At 71.2% G+C, this 21315-nt stretch carries 14 protein-coding genes and 1 pseudogene; 6 read left to right on the forward strand and 9 right to left on the reverse strand.

The window, feature by feature from the left end; genetic code table 11:
* Nucleotides 1–395: 395 nt before the first annotated feature.
* The 5 genes and pseudogenes from ACWD4U_RS32425 to ACWD4U_RS32445 form a co-directional block, all read right to left on the reverse strand.
* Nucleotides 396–578 carry a hypothetical protein gene (locus ACWD4U_RS32425; RefSeq protein WP_363461026.1) on the reverse strand — a complete coding sequence of 61 codons (183 nt, stop codon included), beginning with the start codon at nt 576–578 and terminating at the stop codon, nt 396–398.
* Nucleotides 579–1612: 1034 nt separating this feature from the next.
* On the reverse strand, nt 1613–2644 hold the full coding sequence (locus tag ACWD4U_RS32430) for a TIGR03842 family LLM class F420-dependent oxidoreductase (protein ID WP_363461024.1): 1032 nt from the start codon (nt 2642–2644) through the stop codon (nt 1613–1615).
* A gap of 45 nt (nt 2645–2689) precedes the next feature.
* Entirely contained in the window at nt 2690–4081 is a 1392-nt protein-coding gene (hydA, locus tag ACWD4U_RS32435; RefSeq protein WP_363461022.1) for a dihydropyrimidinase, read from the reverse strand.
* Between the two features lie 141 nt (nt 4082–4222).
* Nucleotides 4223–4687: pseudogene (locus tag ACWD4U_RS32440) on the reverse strand (amidohydrolase family protein); the annotation flags it as partial.
* A 5-nt stretch (nt 4688–4692) separates the two neighbouring features.
* Nucleotides 4693–5535, reverse strand: coding sequence for a nitrilase-related carbon-nitrogen hydrolase (locus tag ACWD4U_RS32445; protein ID WP_363461020.1), 843 nt, complete (start codon nt 5533–5535; stop codon nt 4693–4695).
* 321 nt (nt 5536–5856) lie between these two features.
* On the opposite strand from ACWD4U_RS32445, the gene ACWD4U_RS32450 reads away from it, so the two are divergent.
* Nucleotides 5857–7137, forward strand: coding sequence for a ricin-type beta-trefoil lectin domain protein (locus ACWD4U_RS32450; protein ID WP_363461018.1), 1281 nt, complete (start codon nt 5857–5859; stop codon nt 7135–7137).
* Nucleotides 7138–7282: 145 nt separating this feature from the next.
* Nucleotides 7283–8995, forward strand: coding sequence for a glycoside hydrolase family 64 protein (locus ACWD4U_RS32455; protein WP_363461016.1), 1713 nt, complete (start codon nt 7283–7285; stop codon nt 8993–8995).
* A 27-nt stretch (nt 8996–9022) separates the two neighbouring features.
* Here the strand turns inward: ACWD4U_RS32455 and ACWD4U_RS32460 are convergent, their stop codons facing one another.
* Nucleotides 9023–9631, reverse strand: coding sequence for a TetR/AcrR family transcriptional regulator (locus ACWD4U_RS32460; protein WP_363461014.1), 609 nt, complete (start codon nt 9629–9631; stop codon nt 9023–9025).
* 250 nt (nt 9632–9881) lie between these two features.
* Between ACWD4U_RS32460 and ACWD4U_RS32465 the strand changes: the two genes are divergently transcribed.
* On the forward strand, nt 9882–10832 hold the full coding sequence (locus ACWD4U_RS32465; protein ID WP_363461012.1) for a beta-ketoacyl-ACP synthase III: 951 nt from the start codon (nt 9882–9884) through the stop codon (nt 10830–10832).
* Between the two features lie 86 nt (nt 10833–10918).
* Nucleotides 10919–13411 carry a DEAD/DEAH box helicase gene (locus tag ACWD4U_RS32470; RefSeq protein WP_449787379.1) on the forward strand — a complete coding sequence of 831 codons (2493 nt, stop codon included), beginning with the start codon at nt 10919–10921 and terminating at the stop codon, nt 13409–13411.
* 7 nt (nt 13412–13418) lie between these two features.
* Here ACWD4U_RS32470 and cpt read toward each other — a convergent pair whose 3' ends face one another.
* Both cpt and ACWD4U_RS32480 read right to left on the reverse strand, forming a co-directional pair.
* The gene (gene cpt, locus ACWD4U_RS32475) at nt 13419–13952 is read right to left on the reverse strand and encodes a chloramphenicol phosphotransferase CPT (RefSeq protein WP_363461008.1); all 534 of its coding nucleotides are present in this window, start codon (nt 13950–13952) and stop codon (nt 13419–13421) included.
* Nucleotides 13953–14003: 51 nt separating this feature from the next.
* Nucleotides 14004–14540, reverse strand: a complete 537-nt coding sequence (locus ACWD4U_RS32480) for a TetR-like C-terminal domain-containing protein (RefSeq protein ID WP_449787380.1) — start codon at nt 14538–14540, stop codon at nt 14004–14006.
* Between the two features lie 157 nt (nt 14541–14697).
* Between ACWD4U_RS32480 and ACWD4U_RS32485 the strand changes: the two genes are divergently transcribed.
* On the forward strand, nt 14698–15708 hold the full coding sequence (locus ACWD4U_RS32485; RefSeq protein WP_363461004.1) for a zinc-binding dehydrogenase: 1011 nt from the start codon (nt 14698–14700) through the stop codon (nt 15706–15708).
* A gap of 7 nt (nt 15709–15715) precedes the next feature.
* Here ACWD4U_RS32485 and ACWD4U_RS32490 read toward each other — a convergent pair whose 3' ends face one another.
* On the reverse strand, nt 15716–18052 hold the full coding sequence (locus tag ACWD4U_RS32490; RefSeq protein WP_363461002.1) for a hypothetical protein: 2337 nt from the start codon (nt 18050–18052) through the stop codon (nt 15716–15718).
* Between the two features lie 232 nt (nt 18053–18284).
* On the opposite strand from ACWD4U_RS32490, the gene ACWD4U_RS32495 reads away from it, so the two are divergent.
* A complete protein-coding gene (locus ACWD4U_RS32495) occupies nt 18285–21215 on the forward strand; it encodes a discoidin domain-containing protein (protein WP_363461000.1) in 2931 nt (976 codons plus the stop codon).
* Nucleotides 21216–21315: the final 100 nt, after the last annotated feature.

Consider the following 21315-nt stretch of genomic DNA (forward strand, 5'->3'; position numbering starts at 1 on the left):
GCGCGCCCCCCGCGCCCCCGTGCGCCGCCGGCGTGCGCCGCCCCCCGCCCCCCGCCCCCGCCGCCGGCTGTCCCTCGCCGACCGGCGAGGGACCTGCGTGAGGCCGCCTCTGGGGCGGTCCCACGCGATAGCTTGCTGCGCCAGGGGCGGTCAGTTCGGACGCCAGTCGTGGATCGCCTTTAGGAGTAGGCGAGTTGAGGAGCACTTCCAGGTCGCGGTCGGGGCTGTTGGTGTGCCCGGGGTCGGGCTGGTGGATCGTCAGAGGGGACTCCTGGGGGTACGTGGGGACGGTGGGCGGGGCCGGGCCGGGCCTGGTCTGGATCACGGAGAGGGGATCCGGGTGCCTCGCGGGACGGTGCCGAGCGAGGCACCCGGGGTGAGCGGAATGGCCGGGATCAGATGCCGGCGGCGGGACCGTCGTCGTCCGATTCGTCCGGACGGACCATCTTCATGACCGCGGTGAGGCGTTCGTCGGACAACGTGAGGCCCTGGGCGCGTACCGCGTCGCGGACGACGGACCGGCGCAGCTTCCCGGTGTCCGTCCAGGCCCGGACGGCGATGCCGGCCAGATCCTCCAACGGCGCGCCCGCCGGTCGGCCGACGGGCCGAGGCTCTGGGGACTGTCCGGCAATTCCGCTCGGCCCCTGGCCTGCGGCTTTTTGCGCCACGGTGTCGTCGGTCCGGGCGTGCTCCGCGCGGTCCGGGTCTGTCCATGGGAGGTCCTCGCCTGCGGACGGACGGTCTGAGCGGAATTGCCCGTCCGGTTCCGGGCCCGGTCCCGGACAGTGGTCCCTGTCCGGTCCGTCCGCAGGCCGCAACGGTCCGGCGGTCCGGTTCGGGCCGGTCTGGTGGACCTCCATGGCCTGGTCCGGTCCGTCGGACCGTCCGTGGTCCGGAGACCGTCCGGTCCCAGAGGCAATCGCACGACATGCCGGAACTAGACACGGCCGAAGCGAGCACGCCAGAGTGGGACACGAGGGCCTCCTGGTTGTTCGTTGACTCGACATCACCGAACTGTGCAGGAGGCCCTTCTCCTATGCGCCGACCGCGGAGCGATCACCCGAACGAGGCTGATGCGCGCGCAAGTTCGAGCGGCAGCCGTGCCCCTCGGTTTGGGAAACGCTTCTCACGGCACGGGTCACGTCCCGCATGGTGTTGGAATCTCTGTGTGGTGCCGAGCTGCTCACGGGGCCGATGCCGAGATCGCTGCTACACCACTCGGCAGGACGCCATCACGGCGCGCTTGGTCACCAAGGGATACGGCGACACGGGCGGCATCGGTACCGAATCGACCGTTGGCCTTGTCAAGGATGGTTGAAGCGTGCCGGCCACCCCTTATGGCGCGCCATGGTCAGAGCAGTGGCCAATTACCCACCACCTGTCCACGTATAGGCCAATTTGCGCAGGTCGGCGCGGTCCGCGTCCAGTCCTGGGAGAGATGCCTCGCTGATTGTGCTGATGGAGCATAGAGAACTCACATCATCGCAGATCGCAAGGCATCTCTTCGTTCCGGCCCCTCCCGCAGCGGCGATCAGCCGGTCGGGCTGAGAGGTTTACAATCGAAATTCCCGCGCACGAAGAGCACCCCACCCTTCGGACTTCGGCCGCTGCATCATCGGGGACGCCGTACATCACTCAGGATGGGGATGATGTGCTCGCCGTAGGCGTCGATGGTCGACTCGACGGCGTCGTGCATGGCGTAGATCGCGAACTGGTCCACGCCGAGGGAGCGCAGGTGCTCCAGCTTCTCCAGGTGCGCGGAGACCGGGCCGAGCAGGCAGAAGCGGTCCACGATCTCATCCGGGACGAATGCGGTGTCCGGGTTCCCGGCGCGGCCGTGGTGGGAGTAGTCGTAGCCCTGGCGTTCTTTGATGTAGTCGGTGAGCGCATCCGGGACCAGGCCGCTGTGCTCGCCGTAGCGGGAGACCAGGTCGGCGACGTGGTTGCCGACCATGCCGCCGAACCAGCGGCACTGCTCTCGCGCGTGGGCGAGCTGCCCTTCACTGCCGTCCGTGACGTACGCCGGAGCGGCGACGCAGACGGTGATCGAGGACGGGTCGCGGCCCGCGTCCTCCGCCGCGCGGCGCACCGCCTTGACCATCCACTCCGTCAGGAACGGGTCGGCCAGCTGCAGGATGAAGCCGTCCGCCTGGCGGCCGGTCAGCTCCAGGGCCTTCGGTCCGTAGGCACCCATCCAGATCGGCAGCTTCGGTTCGCCGCTGATCCAGGGGATCTCCATGACCGTGCCGTCGACCTCCGCCTCCCTCCCCTCCGCCAGCTCCTTGATGACATGCATCGCGTGCGAGAGCCGGTCGAGGGTGGCGGGCTTGCGGCCGGCGACCCGCTGCGCGGAGTCGCCGCGGCCGATGCCGCAGACGGTGCGGTTGCCGAACATGTCGTTCAGCGTGGCGAAGAGGGAGGCGGAGACCTCCCAGGTGCGGGTGACCGGGTTGGTGACCATCGGGCCGACCGTCAACCGCTCCGTCTGCGCGAGGATCTGGCTGTAGATCACGAAGGGCTCCTGCCACAGCACGCAGGAGTCGAAGGTCCAGCCGTTGGTGAAGCCGGCCTGTTCGGCGCGGATCATCCGTTCCACCAGCAGCTTCGCGGGCGGGTCGGTCTGGAGGACGAGGCCGATGTCCAAGATGTGCTCCGAAGCGTGAGGTTCGAGGGGGCGTACTCGGGGGGGTCAGTTCGCGTAGTGGCACAGGCCCCGGGGCAGGTAGGTGCCGTGGCCCGGGTGGCCGACGTAGGAGTGACGGTCGATGACGGGGACGCCTCGGGAGAGAACCGTCTCGACGCGGCCGGTGATGTGCTTGCCCTCGTAGGCGGAGTAGTCCACGTTCATGTGGTGGGTCGCGACGGACATCACCTGCTCTGCGGTGGGGTCGTAGATGACGACGTCGGCGTCGGCTCCGGGGGCGATGGTCCCCTTGCGCGGATAGAGGCCGAACATCTTCGCCGGCGACGCGCAGGCGATCTCGATCCATCGGGTGCGGCTGATGTGCCCGTCCAGGACCGCTTGGTGCAGCAGGTCCATCCGGTTCTCGACGCCCGGCATGCCATTGGGGATCTTGGAGAAGTCTCCGACGCCGAGGTCCTTCTGCCCCTTGAAGCAGAACGGGCAGTGGTCGGTGGAGACGACCTGCAGGTCGTTCGTGCGAAGGCTCCGCCAGAGCGCCTTCTGGTGCTCCTTGGGCCGCAGCGGGGTGGAGCAGACATACTTCGCGCCCTCGAACCCGGGCTCGGCCAGGTTGTCGGTGGACAGGAACAGGTACTGCGGACACGTCTCGCCGAAGACCGGGAGCCCCGTGTCGCGTGCCTTGGCGATCTCGGCGACCGCCTGCTCGGCGGAGACGTGGACGACGTAGACCGGGGCTCCGGCAACCTCGCTGAGGCGGATCACGCGGTGCGTGGCCTCGGCTTCCAGCAGCGCGTGGCGGACCTCTCCGTGATAGCGCGGGTCGCGTTCACCGCGGGCCAGCGCCTGCTCGACCAGGACGTCGATGGCGAGCCCGTTCTCGGCGTGCATCATCACCAGTCCGCCGTTGCCGCCGGCACGCTGCATCGCACGGAGGATCTGTCCGTCGTCGGACAGGAACACCCCCGGGTAGGCGGTGAAGAGCTTGAACGAGCTCACGCCGAGTCCGACGAGGGTGTCCATCTCCTTCAGCGCCGACTCGTTCACGTCGGACATGATCATGTGGAAGCCGTAGTCGATCGAGCACTTCGCGTCGGCCTTCTCGTGCCAGGTGTCCAGACCCTCGCGCAGCGATCCCCCGCGGGGCTGGACGGCGAAGTCGATGATCGTGGTCGTGCCACCCCACGCGGCCGCACGCGTCCCGGTCTCGAAGGTGTCGGAGGCGAAGGTGCCGCCGAAGGGCAGCTCCATGTGGGTGTGGGCGTCCACCCCACCCGGGATCACGTACTTTCCGCTGGCGTCGATGACGTGGCAGTCGGTCCAGGCGTGCGTGCCGGGCAAGGAAAGCGCTGCGATCTTCCCCTGGTCGATGAGGACGTCCGCGTGGATCTCGTCGGTGGCGGTGATGACCAGGCCGCCGGTGATCAGGATGCGGTCCACCGGATGACTCCTTTCGCGTGGGTATTGCGAGTCGTGGAGACGTCGTTCCGAAAGCGACGAGGAGGACGTACCGGCAGGTCACCGGCGCATCCTCCCCGGTCAGCCCGTCATGGACGCGGAAAATTGCTGGTCACGCGAGCCAATGAAACTCTTGAACGAGCTGACGCCCTCGTCGATCAGCCCGGGCATCTCGCGCAGCGAGTCGTCGGTGACGTCCGACATGATCATGTGGAAGCCGTAGTCGATCGCGCAGTTGCCGGCCGCCTTCTCGTGCCAGGCGTCCAGCCCGGCGCGCAGCGAGGCGCCCCTGGTCTGCACCGCGAAGTCGACGACGGTGGTGGTGCCGCCCCAGGCGGCGGCGCGGGTGCCGGTCTCGAAGGTGTCGGAGGCGGCGGTGCCGCCGAACGGCAGCTCCATGTGGGTGTGTGCGTCGACGCCGCCCGGGATCACGTACATCCCGGTGGCGTCGATCACCCGGTCCGCGGTCCACTGCTGACTGTCCGGCAGGGCGAGCGCGGCGACCGTTCCGTCCACGACCAGCACGTCGGCGTGGGTCTCCTCGGCGGCGGTGATCACCAGGCCGCCGCGGATCAGGGTGCGGACCATCGCGCTCACGCCCCGGTCAGCGGGCCGTAGGCGTCGGGGCGCCGGTCGCGGTAGAACGCCCACTGCTGCCGGACCTCGTCGATCACGTCCAGGTCGAGGTCGCGCACCACCAGCTCCTCGTCCCGGTCGGAGGCCGGCTCGCCGACGAACTTGCCGCGCGGGTCGACGAAGTAGCTGGTGCCGTAGAACTCGTTGTCGCCGTACTCCTCCACGCCGACCCGGTTGATCGCCGCCACGTAGTACTCGTTGGCGACCGCGGCGGCCGGCTGCTCCAGCTGCCACAGGTAGGCGGACAGGCCGCGGCTGGTGGCCGAGGGGTTGTAGACGATCTCCGCGCCGGCCAGGCCGAGCGCCCGCCAGCCCTCCGGGAAGTGCCGGTCGTAGCAGATGTACACGCCGACCCGGCCGACCGCGGTGTCGAACACCGGCCAGCCCAGGTTGCCGGGCTTGAAGTAGTACTTCTCCCAGAAGCCCTTGACCTGCGGGATGTGGTGCTTGCGGTACTTGCCGAGGTAGCGGCCGTCGGCGTCGATCACGGCGGCGGTGTTGTAGTAGAACCCGGACTGCTCGATCTCGTACACCGGGACGACCATCACCAGCCCCAACTCCCGTGCCAGCGCCTGCATCCGCTGCACCGTCGGCCCGTCCGGCACCGGCTCCGCCCAGGCGTAGTGCTCGGGTTCCTGGACCTGGCAGAAGTACGGCGCGTTGAACACCTCCTGGAAGCCGATGATCCCCGCCCCCTGGGCGGCGGCCTCCCGCGCGGCCTTCTCGTGCGCGGCGACCATCGACTCCTTGTCCCCCGTCCACGCGGTCTGGAACAGGGCGGCCCTGACGACTCGACTCATGGCCCGACTCCTCCAAAAGGAAGGCGCTGTAGACCGTTGAGACTAGGGCCTGTCCGGCCGATCCGAGCGGACCGGCGCGCGGCGGAGCGGGCACCACAGACGGCTTTGCGCCGCCCGAGAGCGCTCTCAGCATGCCTTCAAGACCTGAACACCGGGCTCCACTTCCGACTGGTCGTCAGAATCACTGCGCTGCAAGGGTGAAGAAGACCGTGCATTGACGTTGCCATGTCCAAAAGGCATCCGTAGGATTCAGGCCAACGGCGACGCCACGTCTGTTTGAGAGCGCTCTCACCAATCCCCACTCACAAAGGGTGACTCCCCATGGCAGCTGCAACGCGCAAACGCCGTTGGTCCGGCGGATTCGCATCCCTCCTCGGCACCGGCCTGCTGGCCGCCGCGCTGCTCACCTCGCCCACCTCCGGGTCGGCGGCCGCCCCGCTCGGCGGCACCGCGCCGGTCGCGGCGTCGAACTGGAACGACGACTTCGACGGCCCCGCGGGCTCGGCCGTCGATCCGGCCAAGTGGCGCATGGAGACCGGCGGTTCGGGCAACGGCAACCACGAGCTCCAGTACTACACGGCGGGCGCCTCGAACGCGGCGCTCGACGGCCAGGGCCACCTGGTCATCACCGCCAAGCGCAACTCCGACCCGGGCTACGGCTGTTGGTACGGCACCTGCCAGTACACCTCGGCCCGGCTGAACACCGCGCAGACCTTCACCCAGGCGTACGGGCACTTCGAGTCCCGGATCAAGATCCCGCGCGGCCAGGGCATCTGGCCGGCGTTCTGGATGCTCGGCAACGACATCGGCTCGGTGGGCTGGCCCACCAGCGGCGAGATCGACGTGATGGAGAACATCGGCCGCGAGCCGGGCACCGTGCACGGCACCATCCACGGCCCGGGCTACTCGGGCGCCGGCGGCCTCGGCGCCGGCTACAGCCTCCCGGCGGGGCAGTCCTTCGCGGACGCCTTCCACACCTTCGCGGTGGACTGGAGCCCCACCGCGATCACCTGGTCGGTGGACGGCAACACCTACGAGACCCGCACCCCCGCCGACCTCGGCGGCAACCGCTGGGTCTTCGACCACCCGTTCTACGTCATCCTCAACCTGGCGGTCGGCGGCGACTGGCCGGGCAGCCCTGACGGCTCGTCGACCTTCCCGCAGACCATGACCGTCGACTACGTGCACACCAGCACCTGGGGCGGCAGCACCGGCGGCTCGTACACCGGGCGGATCACCGGGCCCGGCGGGATGTGCGTGGACGTGGCGGGCGGCTCGAACGCCGACAGCACCCCGATCCAACTGCACAACTGCACCGGCAACGCGGCCCAGCAGTGGACGGTGGGCACCGACGGCACCGTCCGGGCCCTCGGCAAGTGCCTGGACGTCGCCGCGGCCTCGCACGCCGACGGCGCCGTCATCCAGCTCTACACCTGCAACGGCACCAGCGCCCAGCAGTGGACCCACGGCTCCGGGAACGACTTCGTGAACCCGGGCTCCGGCAAGTGCCTGGACTCGCCGAACGGCTCCGCGGCCGACGGCACCCACCTGCAGCTGTGGACCTGCAACGGGACCGGCGCCCAGAAGTGGACCCTGGGCTGACCCCTCCAGCCCCTTCCCCGCGCGGCCGGCCGTCCACGACCCCCCGGCCGGCCGCGCACCCTCGCGGCATCCTCCCTGTGCCCCTTGCCAGTTCACCGCGGCTCCACCCGCGGCTCCACCCGCGCAGAACGGACACCCCCACGCCATGACCGCATCCGACCGCGCACCGGTCCCCCGCCCCGCCGCGCACCGCAGGCCGATCTCCCGCCGGACCCTGCTCGCCGCGGCGGGCGCCGCCCTCGCGCTGCCCACCGCCGCCACCCTGCTCAGCGCCAACGCCGACGCCCAGACCCCCGCCACCCTGGCGCTGGACCTCGCCAACACCACCGGCAGCAACACCGTCTACGCCTACGTGGTCGGCCGCGACCCGGCGGCGGGCGGCAGTTGGACCTTCGTGCAGACCGACGGCTCGAGCCTCTACCACCCGCCGAACCCCGCCAACGACCAGACGCCGCTCGGCGTGGACTGCGCGATCCCGCTGAACGCCTCCGGCGCCGCCCCGCGCCGGGTCACCCTGCCCCACCTGGACAGCGGCCGGATCTACTTCTCGGTCGGCGCCAAGCTCACCTTCCTGATGAACCGCGGCGGCGGCCTGGCGATGCCCTCGGTGCTCAACCCCAGCGACGCGAACGCGAACGTCCGCCACGACTTCTGCGAATTCACGTTCAACAACGACCAGTTGTTCGCGAACATCACCTTCGTCGACATGGTCTGCCTGCCGATCGCGTTCCAGCTGGAGACCCCGCAGGGCACCCAGACCGTGCGCGGCCTGCCCTCCGACGGCCTGGCCCGGGTGGCGGCCGCACTGCGCGCGCAGTCCGCCGCCGACGGCAGCGACTGGAGCAAGCTGATCGTCACCTCCGGCGGCTCCGACCTGCGGGTGCTCAGCCCCAACCTGGCGATCCGCGGCAACGGCGCGCTGTTCCCCGGGTACTTCGACTCCTACGTCGACCAGGTGTGGTCCAAGTACACCGGCACCGACCTGAAGATCGACACCCAGTACACCTGGGGCGTCGTCACCGGGCGGGTCAGCGGAAGCACGCTGTCCTTCCCCGGCGTCGGCAGCTTCACCAAGCCCTCGACCGCGGCGATCTTCTCCTGCAGCGACGCGCCGTTCGCCACCGGCAACGACCTGATGGGCAACATCAGCGCCCGGCTGGCCGCCGCCTTCAACCGCACCACGCTGCTGGACGACGCCAATCAGCCGACCGGCGAGAACCCCGCCGCGTTCTACGCCAAGCCGCGCACCAACCACTACGCACGGATCCTGCACTCCACCACGCCAGACGGGCTCGGCTACGCGTTCCCGTACGACGACGTCCACCCGGCCGGGGTCGACTTCGAGGGCAAGGTGCAGCACGGCAGCCCGAGCCGCTTCGTGATCACCGTCGGCGGCCTGGCGGGCGGCGGCACCTCCTCGCCCTCGCCGAGTGCCACCGCCACCGGCGGGACAGTGAGCGCCTTCGGGACCATCCAGGCCGAGTCCTACCGAGCCCAGTCCGGCACCCAGACCGAGGCGTGCTCCGACACCGGCGGCGGCTCGGACGTCGGCTGGCTCGCCAACGGCGACTGGCTGCGCTACAGCCTCGACTTCGGCTCCACCGGCGCCACCCGGATCGACGCCCGGGTCGCCTCCGGCGCGGCGGCCGGGGTCAGCGGCCTGGTCCAGGTCCGCCTCGGCAGCCCCACCGCGACCCCCGTCGGCGGCTTCGCGGTCGGCAACACCGGCGGCTGGCAGACCTGGCGCACCGTCCCCGCGGACCTCTCCCGGATCACCGGCGTCCGGGACGTCTACCTGACCTTCGACTCCGGCCAGCCCGCGGACTTCGTCAACCTCAACTGGTTCGCCTTCTCCTGACCGGCCCCGCCGACCGCACCCGCCGGGCTAACGGACCGTCAGCAGACGGTCCAGCGCCCGGCGGGTGCGGTCGGCGGCCGCAGGGTCGCGCAGCAGCTGCAGGGACTGGTTGAGCGCCAGGTACATCCCCGTCAGCTCGTACACCAGCTGCTCGGGGTCGGTTCCAGGCGCGAGTTCGCCGGCGCTCACGGCCGTCCGCACCTCGGCCGCCAGGCGGCGGCGCCACACCAGCAGCAGCCGGGCCACCGCGGTGCGCACCGGGCCGTCGTGGGCGTCGAACTCGACCGCCGCGGTGGTGAACAGGCACCCGCCCGGGAACACCTCCCGGGCGTGCTCCAGGTACCGGATCCACGCCTCGCACACGGCGCGCAGCCGCCGCTCCCCCGGCGCGACCGCCGCGGCGGGCTCCCACACGAGTTCCTCGAACAGCGTCGCCGCCCGCTCCAGCGTGGCGAGTTGCAGGCCCTCCTTGGTGCCGAAGTGCCCCAGCACGCCGGCCTTGCTCAGCCCCAGGTCCGTCGCGAGCCGCCCGATGGTGAGCCCTTCCAGCCCGTCCACCGACGCCAGCGCCACGCTCCGGTCGACGATCCGCGCCCGGGTCCGCCGCGCCTCGGCCACCGTCCTGCGCGGGCTCATCGACCCACCTCGCTCTCCATGCACTCCGAGCGCCCCATCCTAGGCACCCCGGCTCCCCCGTCAGCCCGCCGATCCTCCTCGCCGAACGTTTCCACCACGCGCCCGGCTTGTTTCGGCGGAGGTGAGCCGTCCGAGGGGTGGGCCGTCCGAGGGGTGGGCCGACAATTAGCATCCGATCGGTCGGTTGCTATATTCCACGGCACCAGAGCGGTGGGCGGCCCCGGGGGCGGCCCTGAGGAGGGATGCCGTCGTGTTCGGAACTCGGATCAGTGCCCTTGGCCACCACCAGCCGGAGCGGGTGCTCACCAACGACGACCTGGCGGCGATGGTGGAGACCAACGACGAGTGGATCCGGCGGCGGACCGGCATCGCCACCCGGCGGATCGCGGCGCCGGACGAGTCGGTGACGGATCTGGCCGCCTCCGCGGCGGCGAAGGCGCTGGCGGCGGCGGGGCTGGAGCCGGGGGAGATCGGGCTGGTCACGGTGGCGACCTGCAGCGCACAGGACCGGTGCCCGTCGATCGCGGCGCAGGTGGCGGGGCGGCTGGGGATCCCGAACGCGGTGGCCTTCGACCTCAACAACGGCTGCGCGGGGTTCTGCACCGCGCTGGCGACGGCCGACCACGCGCTGCGCGCGGGGGCCGCCCGGCACGCGCTGGTGATCGGCGCGGAGAAGATGTCGGACGTCACCGACTGGACCGACCGTCGCACCTGCGTCCTGCTCGGCGACGGCGCGGGCGCGGCGGTGCTGTCGGCGGCGCCGGGCGCGGCCGCGGGGATCGGCCCGGTGGTGTGGGGCTCGGACCCGACCCGGGCGAGCGCGGTGCGGCTGCTGGACGCCTGGCACCCGACGTTCGAGCAGGACGGGCAGGCGGTGTTCCGCTGGGCCACCACCGAGCTGCCGGAGCTCGCCGTGCAGGCCTGCCGGGCGGCCGGGTTGGAGCCGGCCGAGCTGGACGGCGTGGTCACCCACCAGGCGAACCTGCGGATCATCGAGGCGCTGGTGCGCCGGCTCGGGCTGCCGGAGACCGCGGTGATCGCCCGGGACGTGGTGGACTCCGGCAACACCTCGGCGGCCTCCGTCCCGCTGGCCCTGGCCAAGCTGGTGGAACGCGGCGAACTCCCCTCCGGCGCCCGGGTGTTGCTCTTCGCGTTCGGCGGCGGCCTGTCCTGGGCCGGCCAGGTGGTCACCTGCCCGTAGCCGGGCCGCGCCCACCGGTACGCGCCCGAGCTTTGCCCCTGGCGTTACCGGCCAGGCAAGATAGCCTGGTGACCCTCCTGGACCTGATGCCGAAGCCCGCCACGCCCGACTCGCTGTTCGAGACCTTCGCCGAGTGGGCGATGGAGCGCGGTATCACCCTCTACCCCGCCCAGGAGGAGGCGCTGATCGAGCTGGTCTCCGGGAACAACGTGATCCTGGCGACGCCGACCGGCTCCGGGAAGTCCCTGGTCGCGGCGGGCGCGCACTTCGCCGCGCTGGCCGAGGGCAAGCGCACCTTCTACACCGCGCCGATCAAGGCGCTGGTGTCGGAGAAGTTCTTCGACCTGTGCAAGATCTTCGGCACCGAGCAGGTCGGCATGATGACCGGCGACGCCTCGGTCAACCCGAGCGCGCCGATCATCTGCTGCACCGCCGAGGTGCTCGCCCAGATCGCCCTGCACGACGGCCCGCGGGCCGACATCGGACAGGTCGTCATGGACGAGTTCCACTTCTACGCCGAGCCGGACCGCGGCTGGGCCTGGCAGATCCCGCTGCTGGAGCTCCCGCAGGCGCAGTTCCTGCTGATGTCGGCGACCCTGGGCGACGTCCGCCGCTTCGAGGAGGACCTGACCCGCCGCACCGGCCGCCCCACCACCGTGGTGCGCTCGGCGACCCGCCCGGTGCCGCTGTTCTACGAGTACCGCCGCACCTCGCTGCACGACACCCTGGAGGAGCTGCTGAACACCGGTCAGGCGCCGGTGTACGTGGTGCACTTCACGCAGAAGGAGGCCGTCGAGCGGGCGCAGTCCCTGATGAGCATCAACATGTGCTCGAAGCAGGAGAAGGACGCCATCGCCCAGCTGATCGGCAACTTCCGCTTCACCACCAAGTTCGGCCGCAACCTCTCCCGGTACGTGCGGCACGGCATCGGCGTGCACCACGCCGGCATGCTGCCCAAGTACCGCCGCCTGGTGGAGCGCCTCGCGCAGGCCGGCCTGCTGAAGGTGATCTGCGGCACCGACACCCTGGGCGTCGGCGTCAACGTGCCGATCCGCACGGTGCTGTTCACCGCGCTGTCCAAGTACGACGGGCAGCGGGTGCGGATCCTGCGGGCCCGCGAGTTCCACCAGATCGCCGGGCGCGCGGGCCGGGCCGGGTTCGACACCGTCGGCCAGGTGGTGGCGCAGGCGCCGGAGCACGTGGTGGAGAACGACCGGGCGCTGGCCAAGGCCGGGGACGACCCGAAGAAGCGCAAGAAGGTGGTCCGCAAGAAGGCTCCGGAGGGCTTCGTCGGCTGGAGCGAGGAAACGTTCGAGCGGCTGATCGCGGCCGACCCGGAGCCGCTGGTCTCCCGTTTCAAGGTCAGCCACGCGATGCTGCTCTCCGTCATCGGCCGCCCGGGCAACCCGTTCGAGGCGATGCGCAAGCTGCTGACCGACAACCACGAGGACCGTCCGGCGCAGCGCCGGCACATCCGCGCGGCGATCGCCATCTACCGTTCGCTGCTGGAGGGCGGCGTGGTGGAGCGGCTGCCGGAGCCGGACGCCGAGGGCCGCACCGTCCGCCTGACCCTGGACCTGCAGGAGAACTTCGCGCTCAACCAGCCGCTGTCGACCTTCGCGCTGGCCGCCTTCGACCTGCTCGACCCGGAGTCGCCGTCGTACGCGCTGGACGTGGTCTCGGTGGTCGAGGCGACCCTGGACGACCCGCGGCAGATCCTCGCCTCGCAGGAGAACAAGGCCCGCGGCGAGGCCGTCGCGGAGATGAAGCGCGACGGGATCGAGTACGAGGAGCGGATGAACCGGCTCCAGGAGATCACCTACCCGAAGCCGCTGGAGGAGCAGCTCGGCTACGCGTACGAGGTCTACCGCCGGGCGCACCCGTGGATCGGCGACCACCCGCTGCAGCCCAAGTCGGTGGTCCGCGACCTGTACGAGCGCGCGATGACCTTCACCGACTACGTGGGCTTCTACGACCTGGCGCGCACCGAGGGCATCGTGCTGCGGTACCTGGCGAGCGCGTTCAAGGCGCTGGAGCAGACCGTCCCCGAGGACATCAAGACCGACGACCTGAAGGACGTGATCGCCTGGCTCGGCGAGCTGGTCCGGCAGGTCGACTCCTCGCTGCTCGACGAGTGGGAGGCGCTCGCCAACCCGACCGAGCCGGAGGCCGCGGAGGTCCGTCTGGACGACAAGCCGGCGCCGGTCACCGCCAACGCGCGGGCGTTCCGGGTGCTGGTCCGCAACGAGCTGTTCCGCCGGGTGGAGCTCTGCGCGCTGGAGCACTACGACGCGCTGGGCGAGCTCGACGGCGAGGACGGCTGGAACGCCGACCGGTGGGCCGACGCGATGGACGGCTACTGGGAGGAGTACGACGACCTCTTCACCGGTCCGAACGCGCGCGGCCCGAAGATGCTGCTCATCGAGGAGGTCGAGGACGAGGGCCTGTGGCGCCTGCGCCAGATCTTCGACGACCCGAACGGCGACCACGACTGGGGCATCTCCGCCGAGGTCGACCTGTACGGCTCCGACGAGGAGGGCCGCGCCGTCGTCAAGGTCACCTCGGTGGGCGCGCACTGACGGTCCTTCAGCGCACCCGGGCGGCGATGGTGCGGGCGCAGTCGAGCGACTCGTGGCGGGCGGTGTCCACCTCCAGGTCGTAGCGGACGCCGCGGTGCACGGCCTCCGCCTGCGCGGCGGCGGTGCCCGGGGTGCGGTCGCCGCGGGCGAGTTCGCGCCCCGCGACGACGTCGGCCGGGCAGCGCACGCCCACCCACAGCACGTCGAGCCCGCCGAGCACGGCCTCCCAGGACTGCTGGGAGCCGGCACCGGAGAGGAAGACGTCGTCGATGACGATCCGGGCGCCGGCCCGGGCGGTGGCGGCGACGCCGGCCATCCAGGCGGCCTCCAGTTCGCGGAAGGCGGCGCCGATCTCGACCGCCCCGTCGGGCCGCAGGGCGATGCCCGCGTCCGAGTGCCGCAGGGAGGCGGGCATCGCCTCGATCAGGCCGTCGATCGCGAACGCCAGCCAGGGGTGCGGCAGTATCGCCTGCAGGCAGCGCACGATGCTGCTCTTGCCCGAGCTGGACGTGCCGTTGAGCACGATCACCTGAGTCGCCATCAGGCCACCGTAGCGTTCGGGTGACGGGACGTCAGATGAGTTTCCGGCGGGTCAGCGCGGGGCGAGGCCGTCCACCACGAGGGCGACCAGGGCGTCCAGGAACTGCGGGGTGACGGGCTCGCCGAGCAGGAGGTGGCGGGCGAAGAGCGGGCTCATCAGGGCCTCGACGGCGGCGCGGGGCTCCGAGTCGGGGCGGATCTCGCCGCGGTCGGCGGCGCGGCGGATCAGCAGTTCGGCGCGTTCCAGCCGGTCGGCCCAGTAGGCGTCGCGGCTCTGCCGGGTCTCGAGGGTCTGCGGCGCGAGGCTGAGGTGCAGCAGGGCCGGGCCCTCGGGGGTGGCCAGCGACGCGGCCAGCGCGGCGAGCAGGCGGCGCAGGTCCTCGCGAAGGTTCCCGGTGTCGGGCAGCGGCATCGCCTGGTCGCTGTAGTCGGCCAGCGCCTCGCGCAGCAGCTGCTCCCGGCTGCCCCAGTTCCGGTAGACGGACGTCTCGTGCACCCCGGCCGCCGCCGCGACCGCCGCCACCGTCGCCGCCTCCAGGCCGCCCTCCGCTAGCAGCTGCACGGTCGCCGCCAGCACGGCCTGCCGCATCGCCGCGCCGCGGCGCCGCAGCGGGGCGGGGGGCGCGGTCTCCGGCTTCTCCTTGGGCACCGTCGCAGCCTAACGCAGGCGTCCTTGCGTTGCTCCGGGGCGCGACGTAGCCTCGACAACGCAAGTCGCCTTGCGATAGCCCCCGAAGGAGACCGCCATGGCCGTGATGCGCGCCGTCCGACTGCACGTCCCCACCCGGAAGTTGACCGTGGAGGAGGTGCCGCGCCCGGTCCCCGGGCCCGGCCAGGTCCTGGTGAAGGTCGAGGCGGCGGGCGTCTGCCTGTCGGACGTCCACCTCGTCGACGGCTCGCTCACCCCGCTGTACCTGCCCACCGAGAGCGTCACGCTGGGCCACGAAGTCGCGGGCACCGTCGCCGAGTCGGGACCGGACGCGGACAGCTGGCAGGTCGGCGACCGGGTGGTGCTGCAGGCCGGTGAGAAGCGCGGCGCGGCGGTCTGGACCCGCGGGGTGGACTACGACGGCGGCTGGGCGGAGTACGCGCTCGCCCGGGTCGACACGCTGTTCCGGCTGCCCGGGTCGATCCCGTTCGAGCAGGGGTCGATCATCCCGGACGCGGTCTCCACGCCGTGGGGCGCGGTGACCACCACCGGGCGGGTGCGCCCCGGGGAGCCGGTCGGGGTGTGGGGCGTCGGCGGTCTGGGCGCGCACGGCGTGCAGTTGCTGCGTGCGATCGGCGCCCACCCGATCATCGCCGTCGACCCGGCCCCCGCCGCCCGCGAGCGCGCCCTCGCCTTCGGCGCCGACCTGGCCCTCGACTCGGCCGACTCGGAGCTGCGGGCGAAGATCGGCGCGGCCACCGCCGGGGCCGGCCTGGCCGCCGCGTTCGACTTCGCGGGGGTCCCGGCCGTCCGCGAGCAGGCCCTGAAGGTGCTCGGGGCACGCGGCCGGCTGGTCCTGGTCGGCCTGACGGACCAGCCGCTGACCATCGCCGACAGCATCCGCTTCAGCTACCTCCAGCAGCAACTCCTGGGCCACTACGGCTCGGAGGACGACGCCGTCCCGCAGCTCATCGCCCTCGCCGCCGGCGGCCGCCTGGACTTCTCCCGCTCGATCAGCGAGGTCCTCCCCCTCGAACGCGCCGCCGAGGCCGTCGAACGCCTGCACACCAAGCAGGGCGACCCGATCCGCCTGATCCTGCGCCCCTGACGCACCGTCACGCCCAACGGTCGGCCGTCGGTCCCATGTCCGCTCGGACGGCGCCGTCGGCGCGGCCGGAGGGGAGCGACCATCGCTCCAGGGCTTCGTGCCACCTTGCGGGTTGGGCGAACGCGGGCTCTGCGCTCAGGTCCCGCTCGACGGCCAGCCTCCGCAGCCTGCGGGTCAGCCAACTGTCGTTCTCGCGCACCCGGCGCTGCAGGTCGGCCAGACAGGTGACGCCGACGTCGAGGAACACCTTCACCACCTCCGGCCGGCTCAGGTCCTCGTGCAGCTTCGAGAGTTGGGCGATGCCGATCAGGTGGCCGGCGCGCAGCGGCGAGACCTCGAGGTAGTTCGCCAGCTCCTGCCGGTCGGCGCCGCCGGAGGTGCCCGCCATGAGTGCGGCGAAGCTGGTGAGGCCGGCCGCGCGGAGCCGGTCGGCGAACGGGGCGAAGGGCGGGAGTTCGAGCATGCCGAGCCGTTCCTCGATGCCGATGACGTCCATCGTCTCGAGCTTGCGGCGGCGCAGCAGTTCGGCGAAGGACGGGTCGGCCCTGAGGTTGCGCCGGTCCTTCTCGGTGGCGATGGCGAACGCCAGGTGGTCCTCGAGTTCGCCGAGTTCGCCCGGCCGCAGTCCGCAGTGGCGGATCAGGGCGGCCAACCGGGCGTAGGAGTAGGCGAGTTCGGGCGAGGGAACGGGCTCGGGCACCGGGGACTTCCAGGTCGACTGCCGCGGCCCGCGGTGGCGCTCCTGGTCCCGGATCAGCTTGAGGATGTCGCCGATGAGCTCGGAGGTCTTCTTCATGGCCCCGATGTAGCGGCGCAGTTCGCCGGTGTCGAAGCGTCTGCTCTCCTGCTCGCACCGGTCGTCCAGGTCGTCGCAGGCCCTCGTCAGCTCCGCGGTGGCGGCCTCGGCGTCGGAGACCAGTTTCGGTTCGCTCTCCATCAGCTTGGTGATCTTCCTGCGGTCGGGCCGGCCGTGTTCGCCGAGGTAGGCGCCGATCCAGAGGGCGATCTGGCTGTACAGCGATTCGAGGTAGACGGCCTCCCAGCCGTACTCGATGTCGCCGTTCTCGTCCTTCGCGAGCGCGATCAGGGGCGCCAGCAGTCGGGCGAAGCGGAGCCGGTCCTCGGGCTTCTGGCTGGTGGCCACGAACTGGGCGGTCAGGTAGTCGAAGCGTGCCGGTCCGTAGCCCGGCTGGATGTGGACCGCCTGTCTGAGCAGTGCGCGTTGCAGGGGCGGGTCGTTGACCAGGGCGGGGTCGGCGGCGATGACGTGGAGGGCGACGGCCGTCCACTGTTTCGCTCCGCAGAGTCCACGGCTCACCTCCCGGTGGCCCTTGCTGAGCCCGACCAGGACGCAGGCGGCCGCACCGGTGAGGAGTTGCGCGCGGGCCCGGTCGGTGGCTTCCGTGAGGGCGGGCTCGGCGGCGTCGGGGGGAATGGCGGGCAGGCCGAGTTCGGGGCGGCTGACCAAGGCGCTGAAGGCGTGCATGCCGTTGCGGGTGAGGGTCACGGTGACCCGGTCGCGGTCGACGGTGGTCACCCGGGCCCGCCAGGTGAGGCCCGGGCGGATGGCGTACAGGATCTTGGCGACGGCGCCGGCGATGTTGCCGGCCGGCATCGCGCTGAGGTCCTCGCTGAGCAGTTTGCTCAACTCGGACGCGCGGGAGATGCCGAGTTTCTTGTCGACCGGCTTGGTGCTCAGGTGCTGCAGCCGGCTGAGCACGTAGTCGGAGGCCGCGGGGTCGGCCGCGCCGGTCGGGTCCTGCGCCTCGACCTGGATGCGCAGGCTCTGGCCGAGGGCGGTGGAGACCGCGGTCACCCCGAGGACGACGAGGCCGACACCGGCGACGATCAGCCTGCCTTCGTGTGCGGCCGTCAGGAAGTAAGCGAGCAGACCGGTCCAGAGCAGCGCGAGCGCGAGCGCGGTGCCCGACGGCATGACGAACCGCGGCCGGGTGAAGTGTCCGTGGTTCCACCGCAGACCGTGGGCCAGCGCGACCAGCACGACGCCGGGGAGGACGACTCCGAGCGGGAAGGCGACGACCAGCCAGAGCGCGTCGTGGAACGGGGCGAACATCGGGTAGACGGTGGCGAGGGCGCCGACCGCGAGCATCGCCGCACCGCCCACCGCCGCCCAGCACCAGATCGACCTCGACTTCCAGGCGTCAGCGCGGCAGGAGACCATCACGCGGGTCAGCAGACCGCTTAAGGCGATCAGCACGGCCAGCACGATCGCGGCGACGATCACCACCACCCCCATCGGCCTGACCCAGTCCGCGAAGAACTGGTTCCAGCGGGCGGTGTCGGCGGCGATCGTCGATGCGACCGGCGCGGCAAGGAGCACCATCACGTCACCTCGGGGTCTCTCCCCCTCCTCCGAAACTAGGCCGAACAGGTGGGGTACGCACGACGGCACGACCTGGCGGTGGGGTCGAGTTCCCTCGGGATCCAATCGCTGATCTTGCGTCAATCTGTATATTTTTTGCACTTACCCGTGGACTTCGTACCACCGCGCGCCTACGCTCGGCACGCCCGGCCACCACCCGGGCCATTCCCCCCTGCAGGAAGCACGGTCACCCATGCAGAATCCCCCCACACATGGCAGGCGGACCGTCGCCTCGCTGACCGCTCTCGCCCTCGGCGCGGCCGGCCTGATGACCGCGGTGGTCGTCAACGCCGGTTCGGCGCACGCCGCGGGCGTCCCGGCGCTGTCGCCGCTGAGCGTGCCGGGTCGCGGCGCCGGCGTCCCGTTCGTCGAGCAGGAGGCCGAGTACGCGGCCACCAACGGCACCGTGGTCGCTCCCGACCGGCTCTACGGACACCTGGTCTCGGAGGCCTCGGGCCGGCAGGCCGTGACGCTGAACGCGGTCGGCCAGTACGTCGAGTTCACGCTCACCGCGGCGGCCAACGCGATCGACTTCCGCTACAGCCTGCCCGACTCGTCCGACGGCAAGGGCCGGGACGCCTCGATGGACCTGCTGGTCAACGGGCAGCAGCTGAAGAGCGTCCCGGTGACCTCCAAGTACAGCTGGTACTACGGCGGTTACCCGTTCAACAACAACCCCGGCGACAGCAACCCGCACCACTTCTTCGACGAGACCCGGACGCTGCTCGGCAGCAGCTACCCGGCCGGCACCAAGATCCGGCTGCAGGTCTCCTCGACCGCCCAGTCGCCGACCTTCACCATCGACCTGGCGGACTTCGAGAACGTCGCCCCGCCGATCGCCAAGCCCGCGAACGCGATCGACGTGGTCGCGGACTTCGGCGCCGACCCCACCGGCGCCACCGACTCCACCGCCAAGTTCCAGTCCGCGGTCAACGCCGGTGCGGCGCAAGGCCGGACGGTCTACATCCCGCAGGGCAACTTCACCCTGTACGACCACGTGGTGGTCGACAGGGTGACCCTGGCCGGGGCGGGCCCCTGGTACAGCGTGCTCGGCGGCCGCGACCCGATCAACCGCAACCGCGCGGCGGGCATCTACGGCAAGTACGTGTCCGGCGGCGGCTACGGCGGCGCGATCCGGCCGCAGGAGGCCGGCGGTCCCAGCCAGAACGTCACGCTGAAGGACTTCGCGATCATCGGCGACGTGCGCGAGCGGGTCGACGACGACCAGGTCAACGGCCTCGGCGGCGCGATGTCGAACTCCACGGTGGACGACCTGTGGATCCAGCACACCAAGGTCGGCGCGTGGATGGACGGTCCGATGGACCACTTCACCATCAAGAACAGCCGCATCCTCGACCAGACCGCCGACGGCGTGAACTTCCACACCGGCGTCACCAACTCGACCGTCACCAACACCTTCCTGCGCAACACCGGTGACGACGGCCTGGCCTCCTGGCCGGAGCGGGTGGCGAACACCAACGACAGCTTCACCCACAACACCGTGGTGCTGCCGATCCTCGCCAACAACATCGTCACGTACGGCGGCAAGGACTTCACCATCTCGGACAACGTGATGGCGGACACCATCACCAACGGCGGCGGCCTGCACATCGCCAACCGCTACCCGGGCGTCTCCTCCGGCAACGGCACGGCCGTCGCGGGCACCATCACGGCCGCCCGCAACACCCTGATCCGCACCGGCAACAGCGACTTCAACTGGCAGTTCGGCGTCGGCGCGATCTGGTTCGACGGTCTCAACGAGCCGATCAACGGCGCGACCATCAACGTCACCGACACCGACATCCTGGACTCCTCCTACGAGGCGATCCAGACCATCGAGGGCGGCGTCACAGGCGTCAACATGACCAACGTGAACATCGACGGCGCGGGCACCTACGCCATCCAGGCGCAGGCCAACGCCCAGATGAAGTTCACCAACGTCACCGCGAAGCACATCGCCCAGGCGGCCACCCCGGTGCACAACTGCGTCGGCACCGGCTTCCAGATCACCGACGGCGGCGGCAACTCCGGGATCAGCGGCTCGACCTGCACCGGCCAGTGGCCGGCCCCGGTCTGGACCTACAACGGCGTCCCGGCGGGCGGCGGCACCTCCAGCCCCTCGCCGAGCCCGTCCCCGTCCACCTCGGCCTCGTCCTCGCCGTCCCCGTCGCCGAGCCCGTCCACCAGCACCCCGCCGGTCTGCCCGAGCGGCACCGGGAACATCGCGCAGGGCAAGAGCGCCACCGCCTCCGGCACCAACGGCGGCTTCCCGGCGCAGAACGCGGTCGACGGTGACGCCAACTCGTACTGGGAGAGCGCCAACAACGCCTTCCCGCAGTGGATCCAGGTCGACCTGGGCTGCGCGGTGAGCCTGTCCAAGGCCGTGCTGAAGCTCCCGCCGCCCTCGGCGTGGGCGACCCGCACCCAGACCATCACCGTCCAGGGCTCCACCGACGGCAGCACCTTCACCACCCTGACCGGCTCCGCCGGCTACACCTTCGACCCCGCCACCGGCAACACCGCCACCGTCAACCTGCCCGCCACCAGCACCCGTTACCTGCGGCTGACGTTCACCGGCAACACCGGCTGGCCCGCCGGCCAGCTCTCCGAGCTGCAGGCCTTCCTGGGCACCGGCGCGACCGGCTCGCCCTCGCCGTCGCCGAGCCCGTCCTCCTCCAGCACCCCGCCGGCCTGCAACCCGGGCAGCGGCAACCTGGCGCAGGGCAAGCCGGCCACCGCCTCCGGCACCAGCCAGACCTACGGCCCGGGCAACGCGGTCGACGGTGACGCCAACTCGTACTGGGAGAGCGCCAACAACGCCTTCCCGCAGTGGATCCAGGTCGACCTCGGGTGCGCCACAACGCTCGCCCGGGCCGTGCTGAAGCTTCCGCCGCCCTCGGCGTGGGCGACCCGCACCCAGACCATCACCGTCCAGGGCTCCACCGACGGCAGCACCTTCACCACCCTGACCGGCTCCGCGGGCTACACCTTCGACCCCGCCACCGGCAACACCGCCACCGTCAACCTGCCCGCCACCAGCACCCGTTACCTGCGGCTGACCTTCACCGGCAACACCGGCTGGCCCGCCGGCCAGCTCTCCGAGCTGCAGCTCTTCAACTCCTGACCCGTCCCCCGACAGCCGGGCCCGACCCCTCCCCACGGGGGTCGGGCCCGGCGTCGCACTCCTCCCGCCCGGCGCTACCCGCGAGTAGGATCACCGCCTA

This window comes from Kitasatospora sp. NPDC002522, from assembly GCF_053595195.1.